This is a genomic window from Acaryochloris thomasi RCC1774, from assembly GCF_003231495.1.
Taxonomy (GTDB): Bacteria; Cyanobacteriota; Cyanobacteriia; order Thermosynechococcales; family Thermosynechococcaceae; genus RCC1774.
In genome coordinates this window covers 44,302-64,145 of sequence record NZ_PQWO01000008.1, presented here as the reverse complement: position 1 = coordinate 64,145, position 19,844 = coordinate 44,302, and the positions used below count along the sequence as shown (strand labels likewise).

At 47.9% G+C, this 19,844-nt stretch carries 19 protein-coding genes; 4 read left to right on the top strand and 15 right to left on the bottom strand.

The window, feature by feature from the left end; translation table 11 throughout:
• Nucleotides 1-79 precede the first annotated feature (79 nt).
• Nucleotides 80-487: a DUF1499 domain-containing protein gene (locus C1752_RS13870; RefSeq protein ID WP_110986672.1), complete on the top strand. Its 408-nt coding sequence runs from the start codon at nucleotides 80-82 to the stop codon at nucleotides 485-487.
• Nucleotides 488-607: 120 nt separating this feature from the next.
• Here C1752_RS13870 and msrB read toward each other — a convergent pair whose 3' ends face one another.
• The 9 genes from msrB to C1752_RS13825 all read right to left on the bottom strand — a co-directional run bounded on the left by msrB (nucleotide 608) and on the right by C1752_RS13825 (nucleotide 9,043).
• Entirely contained in the window at nucleotides 608-1,018 is a 411-nt protein-coding gene (msrB, locus tag C1752_RS13865; protein ID WP_110986812.1) for a peptide-methionine (R)-S-oxide reductase MsrB, read from the bottom strand.
• Between the two features lie 171 nt (nucleotides 1,019-1,189).
• Nucleotides 1,190-2,674: a glycoside hydrolase family 13 protein gene (locus C1752_RS13860; RefSeq protein WP_110986671.1), complete on the bottom strand. Its 1,485-nt coding sequence runs from the start codon at nucleotides 2,672-2,674 to the stop codon at nucleotides 1,190-1,192.
• A gap of 10 nt (nucleotides 2,675-2,684) precedes the next feature.
• Nucleotides 2,685-3,632 carry a GTPase Era gene (gene era / locus C1752_RS13855; RefSeq protein WP_199464397.1) on the bottom strand — a complete coding sequence of 316 codons (948 nt, stop codon included), beginning with the start codon at nucleotides 3,630-3,632 and terminating at the stop codon, nucleotides 2,685-2,687.
• Between the two features lie 9 nt (nucleotides 3,633-3,641).
• Entirely contained in the window at nucleotides 3,642-4,442 is an 801-nt protein-coding gene (gene proC, locus C1752_RS13850; RefSeq protein WP_110986670.1) for a pyrroline-5-carboxylate reductase, read from the bottom strand.
• 62 nt (nucleotides 4,443-4,504) lie between these two features.
• On the bottom strand, nucleotides 4,505-5,092 hold the full coding sequence (locus C1752_RS13845) for a cell division protein SepF (protein WP_110986669.1): 588 nt from the start codon (nucleotides 5,090-5,092) through the stop codon (nucleotides 4,505-4,507).
• A gap of 439 nt (nucleotides 5,093-5,531) precedes the next feature.
• Nucleotides 5,532-6,212: a YggS family pyridoxal phosphate-dependent enzyme gene (locus tag C1752_RS13840; RefSeq protein WP_199464396.1), complete on the bottom strand. Its 681-nt coding sequence runs from the start codon at nucleotides 6,210-6,212 to the stop codon at nucleotides 5,532-5,534.
• Nucleotides 6,209-6,478 carry a transcriptional coactivator PipX gene (pipX, locus tag C1752_RS13835; RefSeq protein ID WP_110986668.1) on the bottom strand — a complete coding sequence of 90 codons (270 nt, stop codon included), beginning with the start codon at nucleotides 6,476-6,478 and terminating at the stop codon, nucleotides 6,209-6,211. The genes C1752_RS13840 and pipX overlap by 4 nt, the downstream gene beginning before the upstream one ends.
• A gap of 189 nt (nucleotides 6,479-6,667) precedes the next feature.
• The gene (locus C1752_RS13830) at nucleotides 6,668-8,065 is read right to left on the bottom strand and encodes an anthranilate synthase component I (RefSeq protein WP_110986667.1); all 1,398 of its coding nucleotides are present in this window, start codon (nucleotides 8,063-8,065) and stop codon (nucleotides 6,668-6,670) included.
• Between the two features lie 21 nt (nucleotides 8,066-8,086).
• Nucleotides 8,087-9,043, bottom strand: coding sequence for an energy-coupling factor transporter transmembrane component T family protein (locus C1752_RS13825; protein WP_110986666.1), 957 nt, complete (start codon nucleotides 9,041-9,043; stop codon nucleotides 8,087-8,089).
• A gap of 142 nt (nucleotides 9,044-9,185) precedes the next feature.
• Between C1752_RS13825 and C1752_RS13820 the strand changes: the two genes are divergently transcribed.
• From C1752_RS13820 to C1752_RS13810, 3 genes are all read left to right on the top strand, one after another.
• Nucleotides 9,186-9,782: a pseudouridine synthase gene (locus C1752_RS13820; protein WP_110986809.1), complete on the top strand. Its 597-nt coding sequence runs from the start codon at nucleotides 9,186-9,188 to the stop codon at nucleotides 9,780-9,782.
• Nucleotides 9,783-9,866: 84 nt separating this feature from the next.
• The gene (locus C1752_RS13815; protein ID WP_110986665.1) at nucleotides 9,867-10,823 is read left to right on the top strand and encodes a serine/threonine phosphatase; all 957 of its coding nucleotides are present in this window, start codon (nucleotides 9,867-9,869) and stop codon (nucleotides 10,821-10,823) included.
• Nucleotides 10,824-10,851: 28 nt separating this feature from the next.
• Nucleotides 10,852-12,054 (top strand): protein kinase domain-containing protein, encoded by a 1,203-nt coding sequence (locus tag C1752_RS13810; RefSeq protein WP_110986664.1) that lies wholly within the window; start codon nucleotides 10,852-10,854, stop codon nucleotides 12,052-12,054.
• Nucleotides 12,055-12,074: 20 nt separating this feature from the next.
• On the opposite strand, the gene C1752_RS13805 is transcribed toward C1752_RS13810, so the two are convergent.
• The 6 genes from C1752_RS13805 to C1752_RS13780 form a co-directional block, all read right to left on the bottom strand.
• Entirely contained in the window at nucleotides 12,075-14,312 is a 2,238-nt protein-coding gene (locus C1752_RS13805) for a GumC family protein (RefSeq protein ID WP_110986663.1), read from the bottom strand.
• A gap of 355 nt (nucleotides 14,313-14,667) precedes the next feature.
• The gene (locus C1752_RS13800) at nucleotides 14,668-15,264 is read right to left on the bottom strand and encodes a sugar transferase (protein ID WP_110986662.1); all 597 of its coding nucleotides are present in this window, start codon (nucleotides 15,262-15,264) and stop codon (nucleotides 14,668-14,670) included.
• Nucleotides 15,264-16,415 (bottom strand): DegT/DnrJ/EryC1/StrS family aminotransferase, encoded by a 1,152-nt coding sequence (locus C1752_RS13795; protein ID WP_110986661.1) that lies wholly within the window; start codon nucleotides 16,413-16,415, stop codon nucleotides 15,264-15,266. The genes C1752_RS13800 and C1752_RS13795 overlap by 1 nt, the downstream gene beginning before the upstream one ends.
• Nucleotides 16,416-16,441: 26 nt before the next feature.
• Entirely contained in the window at nucleotides 16,442-17,296 is an 855-nt protein-coding gene (locus C1752_RS13790; RefSeq protein ID WP_110986660.1) for a sulfotransferase, read from the bottom strand.
• A gap of 13 nt (nucleotides 17,297-17,309) precedes the next feature.
• On the bottom strand, nucleotides 17,310-18,053 hold the full coding sequence (locus C1752_RS13785) for an FkbM family methyltransferase (RefSeq protein WP_110986659.1): 744 nt from the start codon (nucleotides 18,051-18,053) through the stop codon (nucleotides 17,310-17,312).
• Between the two features lie 549 nt (nucleotides 18,054-18,602).
• On the bottom strand, nucleotides 18,603-19,832 hold the full coding sequence (locus C1752_RS13780; RefSeq protein ID WP_110986658.1) for a glycosyltransferase family 4 protein: 1,230 nt from the start codon (nucleotides 19,830-19,832) through the stop codon (nucleotides 18,603-18,605).
• Between the last annotated feature and the right edge of the window lie 12 nt (nucleotides 19,833-19,844).

Genomic DNA, 19,844 nt, shown 5'->3' with positions numbered 1-19,844 from the left:
CAAAAATAGGCAACCATAGGACTATCTCCTCGTTTCTGTGTGTTTACAACAGAAGCGTGTGTCTATCTGGAGGACTCCTATGCCTATTTTTTCGTTTTCTGGTCAGCGCCCCAAGACTCTCGGCATCACGGATGGAAAACTTGCTGCCTGTCCTGATTCACCCAACTGTGTTAGTAGTCAAGCTTCAGATACGGCCCACCATGTCGCGGCAATGACCTACGGCGGTAGTTCTGCAGAGGCATTGGCAAAGCTAAAACAGGTGATTGAGGCGATGGAAGAGACCCACCTGATCACAGAAACAGATGACTATCTGCATGCTGAGTTCACCAGTAAGCTGATGGGATTTGTCGATGATTTAGAGTGCTATCTACCGCCAGAGAAGTCAATCATCCATATTCGCTCCGCTTCTCGACTCGGCCAGTCAGACTTGGGAGCGAACCGTACTCGCGTTGAAGAGCTACGTAAACGTTTTAACCAACTCAACTGATGATCACCAAGCTTTATTTCAGCGTCTCCAAAGTATGAATGGAGAGGTTTACCTAGCCAGGATTCAGCAAGGCTGCAGGACCGGGAGCGCTCAATCGAGAAGCTCCCTGATTTCGACTACCTATGCTTCAGGCTCAAACTCTAGCGAAACACCGTTCATACAGTAGCGCTGGCCCGTTGGCGCTGGGCCATCATTAAAGACATGGCCGAGATGTCCGCCACAGTTGCTGCAGTGAACTTCTGTTCGCACCATAAACAGAGAGCGATCGCTTGTCGTTGCCACAGCACCCTCAATTGGATCATAAAAGCTGGGCCAACCTGTACCGCTGTTGAATTTTGTCTCTGAAGTAAATAAAGGCTGACCACAAGCGGCACAGTCGTAGGTGCCTTCTGAATAGTTTTTGTCCAGAGGGCTAGTGCCTGCGCGCTCAGTCCCGTGCTTGCGTAAAACTCGAAACTGCTCAGGTGTAAGCGCTTCCTGCCATTCGGCCTCTGTTTTGTTGACGGCGAATGTTTCTTGTGATGCAGCCATAGTGGTGGGTTTCTCCAGCAAATTCTGTGTTAGGGGGATGACTCCTAAGGAGGTCGCTCCCAAAATGAAGTCTCTTCTTTTCATGTTGTGATTGTGATTTTGAGTAGCCAATCAATAGCTTCCTATACGTATAGCAAAAGTCTATGAGCTTTGGCTAAAAAGTCTCTGGGGTTAGGCTGAGTCCGCTGCCAAGACGCAACCACTCCGGGCCGGAATTCTCAGGATTAGTTTTTGTTCTGACCACTCCATCCGCTCGTCTTTAGACTCTTCCACTTGGACCTGACCGTACACGATTTTGTTGGGACAGATGCCCTCTCCTAAGGGTGTTAAGCCTATTGTTGTTGTTGCTGTTTCTGGTCCTATATTGACGGCAACGATGAGAGCTTCTGCTTCTAAAATGCGAGCAAAGACGTAGATGTCTCCATCTGTTTGCAGGAGCTGATACCGACCAATTCTCAATGCCGGATATTGATGCCGTAGTGCAATAAGCTGACGGTGCTGTTCTAATAGATCACGATCCCAATCGGCTGGTTCAGGAAAACTGCGGCGGCTGTCAGGATCTAAACCACCCGGTAAACCCACTTCATCGCCGTAGTAAATGCAGGGTGCGCCGGGGAAGGTGAGTAGGAGGAGTGTTGCGAGCTTGACTGTTGCTTTATCTTCCCCGGCAATGGTGAGCAAGCGAGCTGTATCGTGACTTGCTAGGGAATTAAGCTGTGTGAGTTGAATTTCCCAGGGATAGAGAATGAGCAGCTCTTGGATTTTGTGGCCGTATTCTGCGGCTGAAAGGGAGGGAACTGCTGTGTAGTCAGGAGCTTCAACATACCGCTTCTCGACTCGATCTCCACCGGTAAATGCAATGGTGGGGCCTGTGAATAGATAATTCATGACCCCGTCAAACTGGGTACCGTCTAGCCACTGACGGGCATCTTGCCAGACTTCGCCAACAATGTAGGCCTCGGAGTTAAGAGCTTTGATGCGATCGCGAAATTCTTGCCAAAAGCCAGGGGTCTTGACTTCAAAGGGCACATCTAAGCGCCAGCCATCAATCCCAAACTCAATCCAGTATTCTCCCACCTGCATGATATATTCACGCACTTGGGGGTTGTCATGGTTGAACGTTGGCAAGGCTCGATTATCGATCCAGCTTTTGTAGTTTGCGGGTAGTGAGCCGTCGTAGGCTGAAAGTGGCCACTTATCAATACGGAACCAGTCTACCCAAGGGGAGTTGGGACCGTTCTCTAAAATGTCGCTGAAGAAGTAAAATCCTCGGCTGGCGTGGTTAAAGACGCCATCAAGAACAACTTTGAGCTGACGATCATGGGCCGCATCAAGGAGGGCTTTGAGGGCAACGTTGCCGCCCAGGATCGGATCAACTTGATAGTAGTCGTGGGTATGGTAGCGATGATTGCAGGCTGACTGAAAAATGGGGGTCAAATATAGTGCGGTGATACCTAGATCTTGGAGGTAGTCTAGTGTTTCAATCACGCCCCAAAGATCGCCGCCTTTATACCCCTGCAGCGTAGGAGGGGCGTGCCAGTCTTCCCAATTGGCAGTCCAGCGATGCTGAGCTACTTCTGACCCTCGGGCAAGTCGGTCTGGAAAAATCTGATAAAAAACGGCATGCTTCACCCAGGTGGGCGTTTGAATGTCCAAAACCTATTCCCTACTCTGCTTCCACACGATACCCCAAGTCAGCCAAGTGCAGCTTGGACTGTCGCCACTTGGGCTGAACCTTAACATAAAGTTCAAGATAAATTTGTCCATCCACCAGGGTTTGCATCTGCTGACGGGCGGCACTTCCGATCTCTTTGAGCATGGAGCCTTTTTTGCCAATCAGGATGGCTTTCTGGGAAGGGCGTTCGGCGTGGATGGTAGCCAATACGCGCGTAATTTTCGGGCTTTCTTCAACGCGATCAATCGTGATGGCAACGGAATGAGGAATTTCCTGCCGGGTCTGCAGTAAAATCTGCTCTCGAATGAGTTCGCCCATGATGAAGCGCTCGGGCTGATCGGTGACTAGGTCAGGAGGGTAGTAGTAGGGGCCTGCTGGCAATCGTGCAATTAATGCGGCCTGCAGATCTTCTAGTCCTTCTGCTGTCAGGGCAGAAAATTTCTGTACTGGCCAGCCCTGCTCGTCGGCAAGAGTCTGGTACTGGGTATCTAAACGCTCTGCACTTTGGCTTTCTTGCTGGTCTACTTTGTTGAGTCCCAGCACGATTGGCGTTTGGATCTGCGTCAACAGCTCTAAGATGTAGCGATCACCTCCTCCTGGAGGACTACAGCTATCGACCATAAATAAAACGACATCGACGGAGTTGATCGCTCTCTGGGCATTTTTGACGATGATTTTGCCCAGTTGGTGGTGGGGCTTATGGATGCCTGGGGTGTCGATGAAAATAACTTGTGCATCTGGAGTTGTGAGAATCCCACGGAGTCGGTTGCGTGTGGTCTGGGCGATGGGCGAGGTGATTGCGACCTTTTGACCGACGAACTGATTCATGAGGGTTGATTTGCCGACGTTGGGACGACCAATGAGTCCTACAAAGCCAGAGTGGAATCCTGTGGGGGCTGCGGGGATAGCAGCCATTCCCGAGAGGGCATCAAGCGGCATGGATGTGACCTAACTCCGGGTGGCTAAGGCTTGCGATCGCAAATAAGCAGCCTGAACCGCTTCTATCAATGCTGATCTGAATCCTGATTGTTCCAAGGCTCTTACGCCCGCGATCGTTGTTCCACCAGGGCTAGTTACCTGATCCTTGAGTTGAGCGGTATGTAGTCCCGATTCAGCCAGCAAAGCTGCCGTTCCCTGAACGGTCTGCAAAGCAAGTTTAGCCGCAATCGCTCTGGGGAGTCCTGCGGCAACACCGCCATCTGTGAGCGCTTCAATTGCGATCGCAACATAGGCTGGCCCAGAGCCAGATAAACCTGTCACCGCATCCATCATTGAATCCGGCACCATCACAACATCACCGACAGCCCGAAACAGATGCTCTGCCAACTCTAAATGATCATCATTGGTAGCCTGACCGACTGCTAGAGCCGTAATACCCGCACCAACTGTTGCTGGTGTATTCGGCATTGCTCGAATGACTGGGTGACCTTTAAAGGCAGATTCAAGCTGACCAAGCGTGATTCCAGCCAAAATAGAAATGACCAAAGCTGACGATCCGAGCTGCAGCTGTTCAGTCAGAGCGGGGAAAACCTGCGGTTTCGTTGCTAACAGAACCACATCCGCATCTGAAATAGATTGATTGTCCGGTGACGTGCTGACCTTGTAGGTCTCCCTCCAGTAGCTTAACCGCACTGGAGAGACATCGCAGACTACAATGCTTTGAGCCGTGTAAACCTTCTGAGCTATGAGCCGAGACAAAACCGCCTCTGCCATCACGCCACCGCCAATAACGCCCAATGTAATGCTCACCGCAGACTCACCAATGGTTAGAAAAATGGACAGTCAGTGGGCCTAGAGCAAAAATCGGCAAATTACTGAGCAATTTGGTTAAGAGCTGTTGGCTCCTGGGTTTGATAAGCCGACTGAGTAGGGCGATTGTGGGGTTGAGGTGCCTCATGCACAACACCAAACTGTGTGCTGACCTGAACGCAGTTTGGCGTGAACAAAAAGATGCTGTCGCCGACCCGTTCCTGATGACCATCAATGGTATAAGTTGCGCCCGCAACAAAATCAACCGCTCGCTGAGCTTGTGCTGGATCCATCATGGTTAGATTCAAAACTACCGACTTCCGCTCACGCAAAGCCTGAATAACCTGAGGCATCTCCTCGAAAGCACGAGGCTCCATCACGAGAACTTCAGTTGCTGATCCCCAGAATCGGTTTGCTCCGGGCATACCAACAACATTGTTAAGACTTGTGCTGCTATTCATCTCTGCCCCTTGCGTGACATCAGGTTGACTGCTGAGCTGCTCTTGAACGGGTAAATTCTGTAAAGACTCCGGCGCATAGAGATCGGCGAACTCTTCACCCTGAATCTCATCGTACTCACCATACTCCTCATAGCCTTCTGCGTCAGGCATGCCGACGAACTCTTTCAATTTTCCCAACAAAGTACTCACAATTTAGGCTCCATCGTAGACGGTGTTCGCTGAAATAAAACTCATCCTCAAGCGATCGCAGCAGCGGTCAACTCTCGTGGTAGGGGGTTTTACAACCAAATATTGAATCAGTAACCTACCTTAGCCCAAAGCCTCAGCAGGGAAAACGCTTACTAAACTTATCAAGCTAACCTTGACAAACCATAATGATCAATATCTAGAAACAGTAAAAATTTCAAGTTTGAATTATACAGTAAACGTCTCAAGTAACTATATTCCTCGCCACATTGTAAACAAACTTTATATTTCTGTTGAACAAAGTCAAGAAAGTTAAGAAAGCTACAATGCCCAAGGTATGTGGAAAGAATGTCACCTTTGGTCACATTTAACAAGGGCTATTCCAATTTATTTAATAGAAAACTCGAATTTAGAGCTTGGATTGTGTGCTGTAGAGTAAAAACTAGCGCTCTCCGAATATCAAACGCCCTACCCGTACTAGGGTGGCCCCAGCCTGGATAGCCAACTGATAATCTCCAGACATGCCCATGGAGAGCTCCTTTAAGTTAAGAACTTTATCTGTCTGCTGCGTGAGCTGTTCTGAAAGGATGCGCGTCTGCTCGAAGGCCGCCAGTTGTTGGGCCTCGCTCAGCCCCAGTGGCAGAATAGTCATTAATCCTTGGATATCCAAATTTTTACATTGCAGGAATTCGCTCAGCTCTGCTTTGAGGCCAGTGGCAGACCAGCCATACTTGCTGGGATCATCCAGTATCTTGACCTGTAGGCAGATTTTCGGTCGCTGAGGTCGATCCGCTGCTAGCCTGTTCAATCGGTGAGCAAGGGCTAGGCTATCGACTGAATGAATCCACTCACAGAGCTCAACAGCTTGCTTCGCCTTATTCCGCTGCAGGTGTCCGATGAAATGCCACGTCACATCCCTTAAGTCCTCTAACTCAGCTTGCTTTTCCTCTAGCTCTTGGATGCGACTTTCTCCGAAATTTCTGATCCCAGCCTGATAGGCTTGACGCATTGAAGCGATAGAAACTTTTTTAGTGACGGCAACCAGCCGTGTCTGAGGCGGCAACTGCTGAGAGATAGCTGCAATCCGGTTGGCAATTGTCACAGCTCTTCCAGAGTCTGTCATTGAAACGTTTGTTGATGAACAGTTTTGAGTTGATCGTAGGCTGAAGCCGTCCCGGAACGCCTCAGCGTTCGCAGGCGACCTTCAACGATAATGCGAGCCTCGTTACGGCTCACGGCCTGAAACTCAATTTCCGGTGTATCTGTGCAAACAATGAAAAATAGGCGCTGTGCGTACAGCGTTGTATAGAGCGTACGGTGCGGTTCAATAAGGCACAGGCTGAACAGCAGCCCAAAGCTTGGGTGGCTCAGATACGTTTCGCTGATCATGTGTTGCTATCTGGGACTTGCATGCTGAACCCTGAATAACAGTGGGACATCGTACTAGCAGGACTGTAAAGACTCAGAAAAATCAGTTTGAAATACTGCGATTAACGATTAGCGGCGAAAAAAGCGTGATGCCCGAACGATCATTTAGCGAACGATAGGACTTGCTAATTATACTGGAAACTCGGAAATCTATATATGGCCTGTCATTTGCCGTAGTGCTATGAGCTGAGCTTGGGCTTTCTGCAGCGATTCTTCCCACTCTTTTTGAGGATCGCTATCTGCAACGATTCCTGCGCCAACCTGTCCCCAGATCTTCACCGGTTGCTGCCGCAGGGGCGCAAACTCATGTTCCGGCACAACCAAGAGAGTGCGAATCAAAATGTTGAGATCCAGGTGACCTCGATAATCTAAGTATCCACAAGAGCCATAAAACAGACTGCGCCGCACTGGCTCCAGCTGCTCAATGATCTCCATACAGCGCACCTTAGGACAGCCCGTAATCGTGCCGCCAGGGAAGACCGCTCGAATGAGTGAAAGTACATCGTGTGTGGGCGTCAACAGTCCTTTGATATTGCTAACGAGATGCATGACGTGGCTGTAAGTCTCGATCGTAAGCAGCTCGTCTACGACCACTGAACCCCATTGGCACACGCGTCCAAGGTCGTTCCGCTCTAGATCAACTAGCATGATGTGCTCTGCCTGTTCTTTGGCGTTGGTCGATAGTTCTTGAGCAAGGCACTGATCTAAAGTCAAGGTTTGTCCTCGTGCCCGCGTCCCAGCAATCGGACGAACCTGAACCTGTTCTCCTCGGAGCTGCACAAGCCTCTCGGGCGAGCAGCTGACGACGCTTCCCCAAGGGGTTTGCCAATAACTGGCGAAGGGAGAGGGATTGATACTGTATAAACGACAATAGAGGTCCCAGGGATCAAGACGTGCTTGAGCAACAAAGCGAGTTGAAAGATTAGCCTGAAAAATGTCACCTGCTCGGATGTGTTCCTGAGCCGATCTCACCATCTCCTTATAGTCGGCGTGACTGGTCAGCAACACACTCGGTTTTAAGAGGTCTCCTCCCACCGGAGAATCATCATAGTCCGAATACTGCAGGCGATCTTCGAGTTCATCTAGCTGGTCTGGGTGACTGCTGGCTAGCCAGAGCTCCTGTTGCTGATGGTCAAGAACAGCGAAGGCTTCAGGTTCATACCAGTAGGCAACCGGAAAGGGTAGGGGATCACTGTTGATTCGAGGTAGATCTTCTATCTCCCACGCGAAATCATAGCCAAGCCAGCCAAGCCAGCCTCCAGTAAATGGTAAAGAAGGTGGGGGGGCTGACGATAAATTGCCAGAAGCTTGCTGGAGTCGCTTGCGAAGACAAGCAAGGATGTTATCCGCAGCAGGAGTCCAAAGCTGAGGCTGATGGTTGATGATTCGAGGGGGGCCAGCACAGATAGAATAACGACTAAGAGACGAGGGTGGACTTTCGAGTAGCGTTGCCACGGTAAACCTGCGAAACAAAGCCGCAAATATCATTGAGCCAGTGCGGTGGGCGAGGGGTTGCGATCGCCAATACCAGGGGAGAAGTTGACTCATTTCTAACGTGTTTTAGAGGGACTATGTATCAATACCCATCCAAAGCCGCAGGCCCCAAACCCCGAGGACCAGCAGCAATGCAATCCAGTCTCGAAAGCGGATTTGTAATTGGCTCCACTGAACGTGATGCTGGTTAGGAGCCGTAAAACCACGGACCTGCATTGCACTGGCAATTTGCTCAGCCCGAAGAAATAAATTCTCGAGCAAGCGATCGGCCAGCAATAGCCAGATCTGTGAGGCGCCTTTGACGCCGAGTTTTTTCCAGTTGATGGCACGCGTTCGCACGGAACGAACCAGATTCTGCACCTCCTCCAGAACGAGGGGAATAAAGCGTAGGGCCAAAGTTAATGTCAGCGTTAGCTCTGTAACCGGTATGCGCCATCGCCGCAGCGGCTGCAGCATTAGATCTAAGGTTGTCGTGATCTCTTCTGGAGCTGTTGTTAATAGGTATAAAGTTGTTCCATAGATCAGTGTAAACAGTAAGCTGCCGAGTCGAAATCCAAGCTCCAGAGATCTTCTCGTAATTTTGATTGGACCTGCCTGGAAGAGAATGTAGCGATAGGACCTAAAAGAATCGAAGGGTGGGTCGTTAGGTTGACGAGTAGCCACTTCCACTGATGGTGGCTTAGCTTGAGACGATGTCTCTGTTGCTGCTACAAACGATAGTTCTTGGTTGGGGAGTCGAGGCTGATGCTGCGCGGCCAAGCCATCTGGCATCACCGCTGTTACCGCAAACACGACAAAGCACAGGGCTGAGAGCAGGCCCATTTGTTGACGCCACACCCTTAGTGGAATGGCCGTACTCGTCAACAACACAAGCATAATGACCAGTACTAGTCGCCACGTAAAGCTTGCCAGTAAAGGCGTCAACAAAAAGGTCATCAGCCACACCAGCTTCACACGGGGATCAAGGCGATGGAGCCAAGTTGTCGGTTCTTCGAGATATGTTCCTATCGGCAAAGATCGGAGTAGATCCATCCCAGCTTATCCGGTTAAAAGTAATCTCGTTTAAGCGTAACCAGAATTGGTGATCAATGGTCCAGCTTTGCAACAATTTAGTGCTCCTCATTGACGCCCTTCATGACTGGCCACCAGGATAGATAGAAACTGTAGAACCGTGATCGTGCAGAAATATATTCTGTTTTACAAGCCCTATGGTGTCCTGAGCCAGTTTAGCGATCAACAAGGGCGCATAACTCTCAAAGACTATATTCCGGTTCCAGATGTATATCCGGTAGGGCGTTTAGATCGGGATAGTGAAGGCTTGCTGCTGTTGACCAATCATGGCTGGATGCAGCATCGTCTCAGCGACCCTCGATTTTCTCATCCTCGAACCTATTGGGTGCAAGTTGAGCGGATTCCTGCTTCCCATGATTTAGAACCGTTGAGCCAGGGAATCAAAATTCAAAAATATCAGGCCCGTCCAGCCCAAGTTAAGCTTCTGCCGAGGGCACCTGATCTGCCTCCGCGCGACCCGCCGATTCGGGTACGGCAGACTGTGCCGACCGCCTGGCTTGAGATGACCCTGACCGAGGGGCGGAATCGACAGGTGCGCCGTATGACGGCAGCCATTGGCTTCCCCACCCTACGGCTGATTCGGATTTCCATCGGCCCTCTTAGCCTAGAGGCGCTGCTTCCTGGTCAATGGAGGTCTCTCACGGTGGAAGAGATTGAGCAGCTCCGCTGTCTGGTTGAGCCATCTGCTCCTCATCGATAGTGCTGATTCTGAGACCTCTTTACATGTGCTTTTGTGTGTAGGTAAAAACTGTTACTCTACGGATGACCAAAAGCACGAGAACCTATGAGCGATAAACTCCCGTTAGAGGTGACTCCTGAAATGATAGGTTCCAGTACCTCGCCTGAATTCTCTGCCTTAGAGCCTGCTGAAGGAGATGATGTGACTGACATTCTCCCTAGCCAGATGCTAGAAGCTGAGGCTGCTGGTCAGACAGATGTTGGGCGAGAGCGCCAACATAATGAAGACTTCTTTTTCATCAGCCATCAATTTACTCAGCAGAGCAATCCTAAGCGTCACGCGGTTTCTTTAAGAGGGTTATACGTTCTCTGTGATGGTATGGGAGGACATGCTAAGGGTGAAGTGGCCAGTGCTTTGGCTACAGAAGCCATCGTTCAACAGATCAACCAACGGTGGCAGGATGATGCGCTACCGAGTCACGATAGCCTTATGGAGTCGGTTCTCGCTGCGAATCAAGCGATCTATAAAGTCAACGAGGGCAAGGGGGCGAGGTCAAGCCAAGATCGTATGGGGACAACCATGGTTCTTGCTTTATTTCAAGATACTGAAGTTCTCTTGGCCCACGTCGGGGATAGTCGTATTTATGCCCTTACTGCTAGCCAAGGGTTGGAGCAGTTGACGGTTGATCACGAAGTGGGTCAGCAAGAGATTCAACGGGGAATTGACCCCAAGGTTGCCTATGGTCGGTCGGATGCCTATCAGCTAACCCAGGCCTTGGGTCCTCGTAAGAATGGAGAGATTATGCCAGAAATTGCCTCTCTTACGATTGCTGAAGATACAGTGCTGCTCCTGTGTTCGGATGGGTTGACGGACCATGATCTTTTAGAAACGCACTGCTCAACTCATTTAATGCCAATCTTGGATCATCGGACGGGTCTGCAGCAAGGTGTGAATCAGCTCATTAATCTTGCCAATCAATATAATGGCCACGATAATGTGACCGTATTAGCCATCCGGATCAAAGTACACCCTCAGCAGCAAAATATTCGAACGGGGCATTGATTCCTAACCCTCTACGGTTGCAGTCTTTGTGATTACGTTAATACTTCTAGACTCTGAGCATCAGCAATGGCAATTTGAATTACATGCAAGGGTTAAAGTCGGGCGTGCACTTGATAATGACGTCGTTTTGGCTGACGAACAGGTCTCTCGCTATCATCTAGAACTGAGTCCTACTTCCTCTGATGCTGATTCTAGCCCTGCTCAAAAGGGATGGCAACTTCAGGGGCTTGGAACCAATGGAACGCTTGTAAACGGAAAGTTTGTGACTCAGGCAGATATTGTTGATGGAGACCTCATCCAATTAGGGCTTTCGGGGCCTGTGCTGAGGTTTGAGCTAAGCATGCAGGAATTGTCTTCTGTTTCCAGGGAGGCTGCTGATTGTTGCTCTCAAGCTTTGGATGAGGAACAGCAATTGGCCGTAAATTATTGTGCCCACGAAAATAATGAACCAGGCAATCGATTCTGTATTCACTGTGGCGAGCTACTCCAAGCACGAGAGACGGTTGGGCACTTTCAAGTGGTCCAAATCTTAGAGTTTCAAGAACGAGAGGCTGCTTTTCTCGTTCAGGACCTTTCAGAGAAGGCTTCTTTCTATGTTCTCAGGCGGTTTAAGCCTGAGATTTTTTCGCAAGCTCAAGCTCGATTTGAGCAGGAAGTGCTACGGCTGCGTGCTTTCAACCATCCAGGTGTGGTTAAGGTTGTGGATTTTCTCTATGAAGGTCCCTACCGATATGTTGTTATGGAGCATCTTTCTGGTGTGAGTTTGAAAGAGTGGGTTCGGCAAGAAAGACCGACGGTGCCAATAGCCATCAAATTCCTTTTATCTATGGGTGATAGCCTTGAGGCTCTTCACTCCCACGAGTCAACCATAATTCATCAAAATCTTACACCGAGCAATGTTCTTATTCGCCCTCAGGGACAAGGTACGGTCCTCACTAACTTTGGTAGTCTTAGGGCGGCCGGCTTTGGCACTTTTCCCGCAGTTCCACCAACCGTGCAATCAGATGTGTATCGATTAGGATCTACGCTGCTCTTTTTGCTAACCGGCCAGGAACAGGGGCAGTACTTCAACGTCAGGCGAACAGATCAACATATTGAATGGACGGCTCTACCACAGGTTCCTTTCTCACTCCGTTCAGTGATTGAACGAATGACCCACCCTGATCTTCAGGCTCGGTATCGCACTGTTTCAGAGTCGATGGAAGCACTACAGATTTGCCAATCAGAATAGGCTGCATCTCTGTTTCTGAGTTACTCCCTAGGACGATCTTTGCTTTTTACGGGGACATCACCAATGGGAACTGAGGGCTCGGAGTCTTCGTGGTTTATTTGGTTGTATGAGTAGTAATAGGAACTATAGGAGGGCTGTTGATCTGGCGTCACACCATTAGCGATTACACCCAATAAATTGTGCCCTGGCTGTTTGAGCAATTCTTTCGACAAAGCAACACTTCCCGTTTCAGCCACGCCAGGACGTACGACGAGTAGCAATCCATCAGCCATCCGGCTGAGTGTGAGCGTGTCAGCTGCTGCACTCAAGGGCGGTGAGTCAATGATCACGTAGCGATACCGTCTGCCAAACTCCTGCAGTAAGTTGACCATATGGTCAGAGTCAATTAACGCAGATGGATTCGGCGGCAACACGCCGGCCGTCAATACATCTAAGTTCGTCTCACCTTCTTGAATGGCATCCTCTAGCGTTGCTTCACCGACTAATACATCACTGAGGCCCACGCGATTTAAGAGCTCCCACGTTCGATGTTGGACTGGACGGCGTAAATCAGCGTCTACCAGTAAGACTTTTTGTCCCAATTCTGCCATCGCCATCGCTAAGTTGGCTGATGCGGTTGATTTCCCTTCAGAAGGGATGCCGCTGGTCATGACAATGACTTTGAGGGGCTTGTCAGAATTGAGGTACTTGAGATTCGACTGCACCATTCTGACTGCTTCACTGGGGGGGGAGTTGGGGGTATCGCGAACGTATAGATCGCGCTTTACATCTGCTGCAACGCTTGCCCCTTTCTCTTTGATTTTCGTCTGGACGCCTTCTATCGCAGGAATGACGCCTAGCATCGTGTAGTCAGAGAACAGTGCTTTGATATCTTCTAGCGTTTTCACGGACTTATCTCGAGAATCTAGCAATAGTGCGACCCCAAAGGCTAGCAAGCTGCCTAAAACGAATCCTGAAAAGATATACAGCAGCTTTCGAGGTGCGATCGGTTCTTCAGGGATCAATGCGGGCGATAGAATTCTCGCATTGCCCAGATTTTGTTGCTCTAGGACTTGAATCTCTTGCAATTTTCTAACGAGGTTCGCATAAATTTCCTGCGATATTTCAACATCTCTCAGGAGTTGACGAAGCTGTTTCTCAAGGGCGGGGATTGCCTCTGTTCGCTGTTGAAAGTCAGTTTGAGATGTAGCCAGAGCTGCCGCAACTTGTTCCGCTGCTAAGCGTTCTGTCTCGAAACGTACCAATTCGCTGGTTGCCCTTTGCTGCAGTTCGCCGACCTGGAGTTGCCCAGTCCCCTGAGTCGGAGATGATGGAACTCCTAAAGCTTCCCCTACTCGATTTTGAAGTGTTGCTCGTAAGGTAGATGCTTGCTCTTGTAGATCCTGAAGTATCGGGTTCTCTGGAGTTAGGCGAGTTCCTTCCACGGCCAATTGACCCTCCACTTCTTGCAGTTGTTGTAAAACAACTTGAACACCGGGTGATTGACTTAGGGTGGTACTGGCGATGGACTTTTGCTTGTCTATGCCTAACTGTTTACGTAGAGAGTCAGATTGTGCCTGAGCACTAATTGCTCTTCCCTGTGCTTCATTAATTTTCTCGGCGAGTCTGATGACTGCTTCGACCGCGACTTCGGCCTCTTTATCAATGGCTACAATTTTGTTGGTCTCTTTGAAGCGACGGAGTTGTTCTTCGAGATTTTCTATCTTTTCCCTTGTCTTTGGGAGTTCTTGATCAATATATTGCCGAGCTGATGATGCCTCTAGACGATTGATGCGCAGGTTGTCAGCTAAGTACACCTTCATTAAGGTGTTGATGACTAACGCCGCTTCTTCAGGGTCTTCTGATTCGTAGGCAAGCTCAATAACATCGCCAGCTCTAGCTTTTTTGATGCTGAGTTGTTCTTCGAAGTCAAAAATCTTGAGCGGTTCCCCTTCGTCATCTGTTAGCTTTAGCTGCTTCAGGGCTTCTTGCAGTACAGGGACGGATAAAATGGTTTCAATCTCGGTGTCTAAAGGACTGCTGTCACCGGATAAGGGACTAATTCCTCCTAGGTCAAGTTCTGTTAAGCCAGACTGCGATTCTTTAATCCGAAGCGTGCCTTGTGATTGATATATCGGAGCCTTCAGAAATGCAGCAAGAGTTGCGGTTGAAAACATCAACAGGAAGATGATCGTAGCTGGTAACCAGCGCCTCTTGAGAATCAGCCAATATTTCCCTAGATCGATGACTTCTTCTTCAAGCTGATACTCTGCTGGCATAGGACTTATGGTATGTAGAATTCAACTCACTCTCTTGAGTGAGTAACGTGATGAGCCAATGTGAGTGGAGCGTTGCTTGGTAAGGCTCCCTAATTTCTTATGCCTTATCGTTTGCCAAGCTCACAACTGACTGGCCCTTAGTTCAGAAATTTTAGCTCATTTGTGTGTTGGAGAGGGGGTATATCCCTAATCGCCAATGCAGTTTCTTCGCTTGTACTTTCGGAAACCGTAGATTCTAAATGACATCATCCTACCTTGATGCTAGATATTAGCTTGAGAACTCAACACTTGATTTGATCTGTAAAAATTATAGAAGCGATGCGCACTAGCATTAGTGAATAGATTCAGTAAAACCTTAGTTCAAGACAATTTGGCGCAGCGTCTCTAGAATAAGACGTAAGTCGAAGAGCAAGCTTGCTTGACTAATATAAATTTGGTTAAGTTCCAGCTTCCTGGGCATGATTTCTTCAACGTAAGTCTTTTCTGCGTTGGATGCCCCGGCCAAAAGGTCATTCTCATTCCTGAATTGGATTGATGCTAAATCGGTAATGCCTGGCGGCACGCTCAAAACATTCCGTTGCTCTGGGGTGTAAAGGTTGACATATTTGGGAACCTCTGGACGCGGTCCGACAAGACTCATCTCACCCTTCCAGACATTAATGAGCTGCGGTAACTCATCTAGCTTGTACTTTCTTAATAAGGCACCGATGCCCGTAATCCGTGAATCATTGCCGACGGTAATCTGCTGACCTAATGTTTCTGCATCCGTGATCATCGTTCTGAATTTATAGATCTCAAACTCATGACCAAGCTGCCCCACACGTATCTGCCTAAAGAGAATAGATCCTCGATCATCGAGCTTAATCCCAATGGCGATGACTACAAATAGAGGCGTAAGAATGAGTAAGCCTAGCGAAGCACAGACAAAGTCAAACCCTCGCTTAGCTTTCATCAGAGGAGAATTTCCTTGACAGCGTCAATAACCCGGGTAGAATCATCATCTGTCATTTTTGTATAGAGAGGAAGGCTAACAGCACGTTCATAGGTAGCTAAAGAGATAGGGAAGTCTGCAGGAGAGAGGTTATAGGTCTCTCGCCAATAGGGATGTAGATGGAGCGGAATATAGTGAATGCTACAACCGATGCCTCGCTCAACCATCTTCTGGATAAAATCGTCACGTGTCAGATTGCTTGATTCCTGTAGGCGGATGATGTAGAGATGCCAAGAATGAATATCCCCGGTGTTTGGATGAGCGGGCAGCTTTAAAGGGAGGTTAGACAATTCTGTATTGTAATGATTTGCTATCTCAGCACGCCGCTTTTGGAATTTCCAGGCTTTTCCAAGCTGGGGAATACCCAGAGATGCAGCTAAATCGGTCATGTTGTATTTAAATCCAGGTGCCACGATTTCGTAATACCAGGATGGCTTAGTAGATGTATATCGATCAAAAGCATCGCGGTTTATGCCATGTAAGCGCATGATACGTGCTCTATCGGCCAAGGCTCGATTGCGCGTTACCAGCATTCCACCTTCACCTGTTGTGATTGTCTTCGTCGCATAAAAGCTGTAGACCGTAGCTTCGCTGTCTAGTGTGCCAATCAGCTGCTGGCGATAACTTGTGGGTAAGGCATGAGCCGCGTCTTCAACAACCTTGAGATTATGCCGCTGAGCGATATCTAAAATTGCATCCATCTCACAGGCCAAACCTGCCAAATGTACGGGAATGATTGCCTTTGTTCGTTCGGAAATAGCCGCTTCTATCTGTTCAACATCTATGTTGAGGGTAGTAGGGTTAATATCAACAAATACAGGATCTGCTCCCAGGTAGCGAATCACCTCCGCCGTTGCGGTAAATGTATGAACGGTGGTGATCACTTCGTCCCCTGGCTGAATCCCAATTGCTTCAAGAGCCAGATGTAGGCCTGCTGTCGCAGAATTGACAGCAACGACTTCAACATTGGCACCAAGGAACTCTCTGAACTGTGTCTCAAACTGTTTTGTCTTGGGACCTGTTGTCAACCAGCCGGACCGGAGTGAATCGACAACCTGATTGATTTCTTGCTCATCAATATCTGGCTGAGCAAAGGGAAGAAATTTATCCATGCGATGTGCGAGTAAAGACGAAATTATTAGTAGCTAAAAAGAGCTAGCTCCTTTTCTATAATTGGTGAAATTGATTTTCGCTGCTCTAGGGTCAGTGTGCGTATGCCCTTACCCACTTCATCCTTCCGAATTGCGCCTAAGTCTGTGCTTTTTAAGCATAGACTTAGATCTATGTTCGCAAATTCAGCAATCTTTTCAAGTACTAAATTAGGGTTTTCTACGAAATCTTCGTAGCGGACTAGTAATAAATTTTCGCTATTTATATTTTTTAGGCCAGCAGAAGCCTTAGAAACTGATTGGGACCACTGAATTGCGCAAACTTCTAGTAGGTTTCTCACTTTTATGTCTTCATCGATTCCGTCATAGCGGACCCCCCAAGTGGCTATGTTCTTGCTGTCGCTAACCCATAGGCTTTGAATAGTTTTTTTTGTATAGGATATTCCATATCCGAAGGCATCTAGAATGGGAAATGTAAGTGCTTTCTGGAATATGTATTGCCAGTCAGGTTGAGCTGTCCATTGCCGTGCAACAGATTCAATGACATCAAATCCGTTGCGGACAATATGCAGATATTTTGCATCAGGAAAAACAGAAGCAACATAGGGCACTCTTAAACAGTTACTTACTGTTTTTTCAATAATATATGGAGAGCCTCTACTAAATCGATCAATCGCGCTAGCTATTTTTGTCCTGATAGCATTGTTTAAATCATCGATTTTCAATTCGTCATGAGGTATATCCTCATTTCCAAACTTCCAAACGTAGTTGATATCGTAAGGTACTTTATCGACATGAGGATGACATGCAATGCTATCTCTCAAAAGTTTTGTGCCCGATCGTGCTGCACCAATTAAGATAAGAGGCTGATAGCTAGAGTTCATGATAGTGATGTCATCATATTGACTCTATTCGTGAAAATGTACATCCGCGATCGTCATAAGCGTTGAACTCAAAACCAAGATCTTTCATTCTTTTGTGTAGCGATGCATCATCTGGAGAACCACTCGCAATACATAGATACTTTAGTCCAGCCTCTAGTATGTGAGACATTCCATCAATGATATCCCACTCTGATCCGTTGGTTGTAATACTGACTAGGTCGACGTCTTTGAGTCCGAGATCTGCAATGACAGTGTCAATTGTTTTGGCTGGTACTTTGATATCGCAGAAGTCTCCCATCCGCTTCTCATCATATTCGGTGCATCCAGCGGTGAAGTTGGTCGCAGGATGATTGCGGTCGACATATAAACTTAAGTCGGTGTTTTCTGACCATGCAGCGTATGGAGCAACTACAGAATTTGTAAGCCCTTTCTGCGTAATGATTGAGTTGAATTCCTCTACATTTTTAGGGTCAGGCTCGACAACAACAACGTTGCATTCTGATTCAGCAAATAGACAAAAGTACATGCCTCTAGAACGGCCAGAATGGAGCGTGTCTTTAGGTGAACCTACTTGAACAATGGTTTTTAAGTTTGGCACCAATGAATAAGGCTTCTGATTGGAACGAAGGTTTTTCCCGATGCTATATTTAAGATCGAAAGGAATATTGTACAAAATTGAGTTGTATGTTTTGACCAGTTCCCGATGAAGTTTCGCACGATGGCTCCACTGGAATCTCAAAAATGGCTTTTTATTCAAAATAAATACCTCTTTGTTTGTCTATATTCAATGACATATGCTTTTGCTCCTATCTCACAAAATATGACATCTCTACGAGACGATATATGTTTAAGGTTTTTCTCGCTTTTTAGAGTTTTTTTAGAAAAAGAGACTAGTCTTTATGGATTTTTAAGCAGTAAAAGTGTGTTCCTTGAATTCTGTAGGGCTAATGCTTTTCCGATTATAACTTTTCCGATTATAACTTCGTCAGAGAAAAGCTTTTTGGAAGTAGATTTTGCTTTTCCTCGGTAAGACCCTATGAATTTCTAAAGAGTTTAGGCATTGTTTTACTTGAATACTCTTCCCCTTGCTGTGCCTCATGAGTGAAAATGTATTAGATTCCTTGGGAGATAGCTGTCAAACGCCTTGTTGGTAGGTGATTCAGGCATAACTGTATCAACAAACGGAACGTTAAGGCAATTGGTTTTGCTCTTTGTTGGAGATATATCTGTTTCAAGCTTTGAAGCAGGCTTTTCCTCTGGCAATGGTTTTCTTCCTTGAGGCCAGGTTGTACTTGTTATGACAGTGTTATACATGATCCCTTCGTTCATTCTGAAGGAGTAGTTGCGACCATTTTTGCAAAATGATAGCCTCTGAACCTTCTGTTTGAGCTTTTTTCAAGGCTGATGAGCGCATTATTGCTCGTTGGTCACCGGTATCAGCAAGTTGAACGATGGCCTTGGCAAGTGCTTGGACATCTCCGTTGGGTACGCTCAATCCTAGGTTCTCCTTGCAAACAGCTATGGCTAACTTGCTTTCGGGTTCAATGGCGACGAGTAAAGGGCACCCCTGCTCTAAATAGGTCATTGTTTTGCTTGGGTAAACGTATTGATATAACCCAGGCCGAAGACTCACGAATCCTGCTCCTGCTAGGCGCATAGTAGCTTTTGCTACCTCTATAGGATAGTGCTTTACAAATCGGACGTTGGCTTTTAATGTCTGTGCTTGCTGTATCAACCTGGCTTTGGCGACTCCATCCCCCATCATTAGTAGCTCGATATCGGGGCGATGTTGCAACTCTCCCATCGCTGCGACAGCGGTGTCTAAGCCTTGGAAGCGACCAATGTTACCTGCAAATAAAACAGTAAATCCTTTGCTAGAGAGTTGGAATGGCAGTGTATCTGGCAGTGTCGTAGGACTGGGGAGACTGAAATTATTAAGCACTTGGACTTGTATTGATTCTCCACCGGGACGGTTGTAGAGTGCTTGTTCCATATCCGAGGATAGAACGATGGCAGGGTTGGCTTGATTACAGGTCCAGGTATCAAGTGTTTGCAGGATTCTGAAAAGGGTGGGATTAGAAAATTCACCTGAGACGCGGCCAACTTCAGGATGAATATCCATGCAGTGATAAATAAATCGAGTGCCCGTCAGACGAGCTGCAGTGGCGACTGTAACACCGCCAAGAACGGGAGGGATGCTGGAAATCATGACAATGTCGTATCGCCCAATCAAAATGCGCAAAAAGACAGAGAGGCAGAGGCGCAAAGCGTTAAGAAGTCGTATGAATGGGCGACCTGCCTCGTTTGGGAGAGCCAGCCGCCTAACGTGAACTCCATCAATTTGCTCTTGGAACGGTCGATTTTCTAGGGCGATGTCTTTTTTGTAAGAGGGTTGAGATGAAAGGACTTCTACATGGTGTCCTTCCTGACTCCAGTGGGCAACAATGCGTCTTAACAATGAAGCGTAGGGTGCTGTATCTGGCCAGTAGTAGCGGTGAACCGCCAAGATGCGTTGAGGGGTCGGCGAATCGGTCATATCCAAGGGATG